Genomic DNA, 3027 nt, shown 5'->3' on the forward strand with positions numbered 1-3027 from the left:
CGGGGCGCCGTAGGCATAAACGGTCGCGTTAAGTATTTGCCGCTTGCTTGGGCTTGGACGCCCAAAACAAGCTTCCGCAAAAATAGCGACTCCCCGACCACGCCACCGATGATGACCGCGCCAGGGGGCTGGAGCTCGGCTTTGACAACTACATCACCAAGCCGATCGACTACGGTGAGTTGATCGCCACGGTCGATCGGCTCGCCTCAGCTGCAAGAGCCTAAACCGGTAGCAGCTGGGCGGAGAATTTTGAACGTTTTCGATCGCTTTCTATCGGTGCGTGTTGAAGCTATGTCGTCAACACATGGTCGCTACAACCAGATTTCTGAGCCCGAAACCTTTGTCTTAATCATCATCCTACAGATCACTATGATGACCTCACCAGGGTAGAGAGTGTGTAACATCTAGCGACGCTATTTCGCTATACTCCGCGCCATGAAAAATGAGATTGAATTGCTGGCGCCGGGTGGGGATATCGACTCCATCAAGGCTGCTATCGTGGCAGGGGCGAATGCGGTCTATTGCGGACTGGATCGCTTTAACGCTCGTAATCGGGCGGAGAACATCACCTTTGATGACCTCGCTGGGATACTAAGGTTGGCTCATCAGCACGATTGCGAAGTTTTCCTTACGCTAAATATCATTATTGTTGAGACTGAGATACCGGCTCTTAGCATTCTGCTAAACAAGCTGGTGAACACCAAGCTTGATGGCATCATTGTTCAGGACTTTGGTGTCTTCCATCTGCTGCAAAAATATTACCCCTCGTTCAAGGTCCACGCCTCTACCCAGCTGACGACTCACAATGCAGGTCAGATCAAGTTTCTGAATGAGCTGGCGGCTACGCGGGTTAATCTCTCGCGTGAATTAAGCCTTGAGGAGATCCACTCACTATCCACCGTCGCACACGAAAACGACATGCTGACCGAGGTCTTTGTTCACGGCTCTAACTGTATCGCCTTCTCCGGTATCTGTTACCTGAGTTCGGTGCATGCCGGTAAGTCGGGTAATCGTGGCCAATGTAGTCAGCCCTGTCGTGATCAGTACCTGACTACGGCTGAGGGCAGAGACTTCCCACTCAATATCAAAGACAACTCGGCCTTCTCTGATCTACGTGGTCTCTATGAGGCTGGGGTTGATTCACTAAAGATCGAGGGGCGCATCAAGAAGCACCACTACGTCTATACGGTGGTTGAGAGCTGGCGGCAGCAGTTGAAACGCTTCTATGAACAGGATCAGGTGGGCCGTGGTGAGGGTTCACTGCGTAAGGTCTTCAATCGCGACTTCTCCAACGCCTTTCTGCAGGGGGAGATTAACCGCAACATGTTTATCGACAATCCTCGCGACAACTCTGCGATCTATCAAGCCAAAAAGAGTGGAATGTCGGTTGAGGTGGCGCTGCCAACGGCCAAGCGTAAGCTCTATGACCAGAAGACCGAGATCATCAACAGTGTAGATGTGCAGATCGCTGCACTGAGTACCGAGAAGGCACCTCTGATCCTCTCTGCATCCGGTGAGGTTGGGTCTCCATTAACGCTCTCGATCAAATCATCCGATCTCTCCTTCGAGGTTAAGTCTGAAAGTACCCTGATCAGTGCTGCGACCAAGGAGAATCGAACGTCGGCAAGAGCAGGGAGCAAGAAGGGTATTCCGCAGTCACTCGATAGTGAGCTGCTGGCTGAGCGATTCAAGGCGATCAACGACACCGAGTACTTTATCGATGAGATCGATCTGAGCGAACTTGATGACGACCTTATTGTTCCCTTTAAAGAGTTGGTCGTGCTGAAGAGGCAAATCCTCTATGTGCTGAATGGATCTAAAGAGATACAGGCACCGGTAGAGCTACCGCGACTTAAAAAAAGTCCATCCGATGAGGCCTCTCCTGAACTCTCACTGCTAATCTCTTCAGCGGAAGATCTCCATCTCTGCAAGGAGAGTGCGGCTAAAGTTTTCTATCAGCTTCCCAATAGCTTTAAGAAGGGGAGCGCCGAGTATGTTGAGCTGTTTCGCAACAATGAGGGCCTGATCCCCTGGTTCCCCTCGGTATTGATTGGCAGTGATTACCAGATAGCGGTTGAGCTACTTGAGCAGTTGAGACCTGAGCAGATCGTTACCAACAATACCGGTATCGCCTATGAGGCCTATCAGAGAGGGATCGACTGGATAGCGGGGCCGCAGCTTAATCTGGTCAATTCCTATAGTTTGATCTGTCTGAAAGAGAGCTTTAATTGCAGCGGTGCGTTTATCTCCAATGAGATTAATCGCGGCCAGATACGCAAGATGGTCAAACCCGACGACTTTAAGATCTACTACAGCATCTACCATCCGATAATCCTGATGACCAGCCGGGCGTGCCTCTTCTATCAAGTGACGGGGTGCAAGAAGAATATCGTTGATGGGGCCTGCATACAGCGTTGCGAGAAGTCGTCGCAGATCACCAACATGAATGACGCCTCGCTGTTAATTAAAAAGAGCAAAGGCGATTACCATACCGTCTATAACGAATCGAGCTATCTGAATACGGATATCGTTCGTGATGTGCCGAGTCTGGTTACAGACTATCTCGTTGATCTGCGTGATATTAAAACCGACACGCAGATTGAGATGGAGAAGCCGCAGCTGACCCAGCTATTTCAGCGATACATCGTGGGTGATGCCGAGGCCGCCAACGAATTGAAAGAGGTGATCTCGCCTGTCACCAATACCCAGTATCGGAAGGGAATCTAGGCGTTAGAAGAGCAAAGATAGCAGCGTCGTCTTAATGGTTACTTTCACCGACGTTGTCGACCTGCAGGGTGAACATCTATATTTTGACGGCTTCTGCGTTCATGTTTGGGTGCAGCAAGATATGAATGGAAAGCTGAAGGTGTACAAGAGAGTTCACAACACCTTTTAGATGTTTCGCAAAGAGACTCGCTTTTTCGACTTCCGCTGACCGCCATGGATAGCGAAGCGAAGGCGGTTAGTCCGCGATAGTCGACGCCGTCTGCATATTCGCAGTTGAGAGCGCGAGCGAACGACGAAGAA

Annotated in this window: 1 protein-coding gene; it reads left to right on the plus strand. The window is 50.6% G+C overall.

Going from position 1 to position 3027, the window contains the following annotated elements; translation table 11 throughout:
* Window positions 1–435: 435 nt before the first annotated feature.
* Window positions 436–2727 carry a peptidase U32 family protein gene (locus tag BOW52_RS16510; protein ID WP_078485181.1) on the plus strand — a complete coding sequence of 764 codons (2292 nt, stop codon included), beginning with the start codon at window positions 436–438 and terminating at the stop codon, window positions 2725–2727.
* Window positions 2728–3027: the final 300 nt, after the last annotated feature.

It is taken from the genome of Solemya pervernicosa gill symbiont (genome assembly GCF_002020875.1).
GTDB lineage: Bacteria > Pseudomonadota > Gammaproteobacteria.

Coding starts and splice junctions, on each gene's coding strand:
- BOW52_RS16510 (WP_078485181.1), top strand. CDS start 436: ATGAAAAATGAGATTGAATTGCTGGCGCCGGGTGGGGATATCGACTCC.